Below are 3,643 nucleotides of genomic sequence, written 5' to 3'. Positions count from 1 at the left end.
CTCTCTTCGGTTACCGGAGCAGCATTATTGTTGAGAGTCCAGTTGGCCAGCCACGTCCGCTCTACCCCCAACTTCAGGCATACCGTTGCAATTCGCAACATTCCGGCGTGACCGTACATGGTCTGCCTTACCTTCAAAAAGAGCGGACACTGCGCGTTGTGGCCAACGCGTCCCGCCACGTTGCGCGGGAGCGAGACTTCGCCGGTTGATGAAGCTTGCTTGGAGCTCGGAGTTGACATTGCAATCTGTCCTCCATGTTATAAAGTAACAGTTGGGGACGCTTGGTGGGCCTGAGCGTTCCCCGGTTAGCGTAGTGCTGTCATGCCTTGGTTTCGAGAACACATCAAACTTGGCTCGCGGCTGGCGCTGATGGCGCTAGTCCTCCAGTTTGCGCTGTCGTTCGGGCATTTCCATGCCTTCGCTGAGAAGGCCGCGCCTGCGACCCGGACATCGCCGACGAAAGTGGCTCCGGCCAGCAGCGAGGACGTTCTTATCTCGGATGCTGCCGCCGAGACCTCTCGCAAGCAGCAGCCTTCCAATGATGATCGTGACTACCCGGCCGGCGCTTGCGCTATCTGTGCAGTCATTTCGCTCGCAGGCAGCGCGTTATTCGCGGCACCGCCCGTGCTCTTGCTGCCGCAGCCTGTCGATCTCCAGTATCTTGCGACCCACGCCGGTTTCCTGTACGTGCAATTAGCGCGCTCAGCATTCCAATCCCGCGCGCCTCCCTCGTCCTGACATCGATTGATTGATGTGCCTTTTGCCGTCGCCCGCGTCACGCGAAGCGACAGCAGAGGATTGATCGACATCGAGCCGTCGTTTCATTCGACGGGATCTGGATCGGGACAAATGAAATTCCAGAGACCACGAGCCTTCTACATCGGCAGTGCAAGCTGGCTACTCCTATGCGCCGCCTCCCATAGCGCGATGGCGCAGGACGCGCCGGCGGCGTCCCCGACACAACTGCCTGAAATCACCGTGACGGCGCCGAGCCCGATTCAGCGACACCGGGCGGTTGTGCCAACACGCGCGCCGGTGCGCGTCGCCCGTGCCGCTGCCGGCCGCAATCGCGAGCGCACACCGCAAGCGCAGCCGGCGCCGGCCCCCGCCGCGCCGCAACAAGGCGTGCTGCCGGTCGTCACCGATCAATTCGCTACTGTCACCGTAGTGCCGAACGAGGAGATCCGCCGCGAGGGCACGGCCCAGCTCGGCGATCTCTTGTTCTCCAAACCGGGCATCACCGGCTCGACCTTCGCGCCCGGCGCCTCGAGCCGCCCGATCATTCGTGGTCTCGACGTCAATCGCGTCGGCATCTACGAAAACGGAAACACCGCCGGCGGCGCCTCCGATCTCGGCGAGGATCATTTCGTGCCGATCGACCCGATCGCGACCAACCAGGTCGAGGTGATCCGGGGACCCGCCGCGCTGCGCTACGGCTCGACCTCGATCGGCGGCGTGGTCAGCGCCACCAACAACCGCATTCCCAACGCGTTGCCGGACTGCCCGGCGCCGGCGTTCCCGAGCTACGGACTTCCGGTCAAGGCGCCGCTGTCCAATATTCAGCCGACAGGCTGTGCGAACGTCGAGACGCGAACCGCGGTTAGCTCGGTCGATCGCGGCGTAGACGGCGCCATCCTGCTCGATGCCGGCGGCGGCAACTTCGCCCTGCACGCCGATGCCTTTGGCCGCAAGACCAGCGACTACAACGTCCCAAGCAATCCGTATCTGTTTGACCAGACGCGCCCTTTCAACGGTCGCCAGCCAAATTCGGCAACGCAGTCGGATGGTGGGTCGCTGGGCGGTTCCTACATCTTTCAGGACGGCTTCGTCGGTGCGGCGGTCACCCACAACGATGTGCTCTATCGCATCCCCGGCATCGACGGCGCGGATCATCAGACCCGGATCGACGGCCACCAGACCAAGTTCACCACCAAGGGCGAATACCGTCCACGCGGCGATGTGATTGACGCTGTCCGCTTCTGGGCCGGCGCCACTGACTACCACCACGACGAGATCGGGCTCGCCGATACCGCCGATCTGTCCAGCGCCGGTATTCGGCAGACCTTTACCAATAAGGAGCAGGAGGGCCGCCTCGAAGTGCAGCTGATGCCGTTCAACGCGCGCTTTGCGGCCGTCACCACCGCCTTCGGCCTGCAGGCCGGGCATCAGAAATTGACCGCGCCGAGCCCCGACGATCCCAGCAGCCCGCTCAACGGGTTATGGGACCCCAACAGCAACAGCAGGGTCGCCGGCTACGTCTTCAACGAATTGCAATTCACCGACACGACCAACGCGCAAGTGGCCGGACGCATCGAACAGGTGAACCTTTCGGGCACAACTCCGGCCTTCATTCCCGAAATTTTCGACCTGAATACCGACCCCGGCGCGATCGGCCCTGCCACCGCGCGCAACCTGCACTTCACGCCGAAGAGCGTGGGCCTCGGTCTGCTCCAGGATCTACCATGGAGCCTCGTCGCCAGCATCACGGGCCAGTATGTCGAGCGGGCGCCAAAACCGGCGGAGCTGTTTTCCCGCGGCGCGCACGATGCGACCACCACGTTCGACATCGGCAATCCCAATCTCGGCATCGAAACCGCCAAATCGATCGAGATCGGATTGCGGCGCGCGCAAGGGCCGTTGCGATTCGAGCTGACCGGCTATTACACCAAGTTCAACGGCTTCATCTTCCGCCGGCTGACCGGCAATACCTGCGATGAAGCGGCTTGCGTCGATGCCGCCGATCCAGCTCCGCTGGAGCTCAAACAGGCGATCTATTCGCAGCAGGACGCGATCTTCCGCGGCGCCGAATTCCAGAGCCAACTCGATGTCGGACCGCTCTATGGCGGCATCTGGGGTGTCGAGGATCAGTTCGACGTGGTCCGCGCCACCTTCACCGATGGCACCAACGTGCCGCGCATTCCACCGGTGAGGGTCGGCGGCGGCGTGTATTGGCGCGACAGCAACTGGTTTGCACGCATCAACCTGCTGCATGCGTTCGCACAGAACGACATCGCGCCGATCGGCGAGACGCCGACCGCGGGCTACAACCTGCTGAAGGCGGAGGTCACTTACAACACGAAGCTCGGTTCGTCCTGGTTCGGCGCTCGCGAGATGACGGTCGGCCTGGTCGGCAACAACCTCCTGAACGAGAACTTGCGCAACTCGGTGTCCTACAACAAGGACCAGGTGCTGCTGCCGGGCATCGGCGTGCGGGCGTTCGCGAACCTGAAGTTTTGAGCCGAAAGGAGAGTCTCAAGATGAGTGGCAGAGCGGGCGTAGCAATGGCCGGTGGCTTGCACGGTATCGGCGCCGATACCGGCCCTCGGAATGCTACGGAACTCGCGAACTCCGGCTGGCTCGTCGAGGTCTACTTGATCGGGGAACGTGAGTCTGATCCCAGGTTCTTCGCTGTTGGAACACACGAGGCTCCTGATGCGGAAGAGGCCACCCTGCGCTATCCGGGTATCGTCCGCGAAGACAAAAGGACCGCGCGGCGACGCCTTTCCCATCGGGAGATCGCGTGTCTCAGACTGAGAGCGGATGGCGTGAGGCCGTATATTCTGTAAGCGCTCAGCCGGGGCCCTATTGAAGCTGGCTTGACGCCTTACGGAAGCGCCACGGCATAAGGTCGCCGATTCTGCTG

At 62.9% G+C, this 3,643-nt stretch carries 3 protein-coding genes; 2 read left to right on the top strand and 1 reads right to left on the bottom strand.

Features of this window, described 5'->3' with window-relative positions:
• Positions 1–239: hypothetical protein (locus tag XI09_RS08840; protein WP_271566496.1), on the bottom strand; the 239-nt coding region annotated here is incomplete at its 3' end.
• Positions 240–321: 82 nt separating this feature from the next.
• Between XI09_RS08840 and XI09_RS08835 the strand changes: the two genes are divergently transcribed.
• Together XI09_RS08835 and XI09_RS08830 are read left to right on the top strand one after the other, a co-directional pair.
• The gene (locus XI09_RS08835) at positions 322–738 is read left to right on the top strand and encodes a DUF2946 family protein (protein ID WP_271566495.1); all 417 of its coding nucleotides are present in this window, start codon (positions 322–324) and stop codon (positions 736–738) included.
• A 111-nt stretch (positions 739–849) separates the two neighbouring features.
• Positions 850–3,237 carry a TonB-dependent receptor gene (locus tag XI09_RS08830; protein ID WP_271566494.1) on the top strand — a complete coding sequence of 796 codons (2,388 nt, stop codon included), beginning with the start codon at positions 850–852 and terminating at the stop codon, positions 3,235–3,237.
• Positions 3,238–3,643 lie beyond the last annotated feature (406 nt).

Source organism: Bradyrhizobium sp. CCBAU 11386 (genome assembly GCF_028128955.1).
Taxonomy (GTDB): domain Bacteria; phylum Pseudomonadota; class Alphaproteobacteria; order Rhizobiales; family Xanthobacteraceae; genus Bradyrhizobium.
Note: the sequence above shows the minus strand (reverse complement) of the source record. Positions and strands in the feature narration are given on the sequence as shown.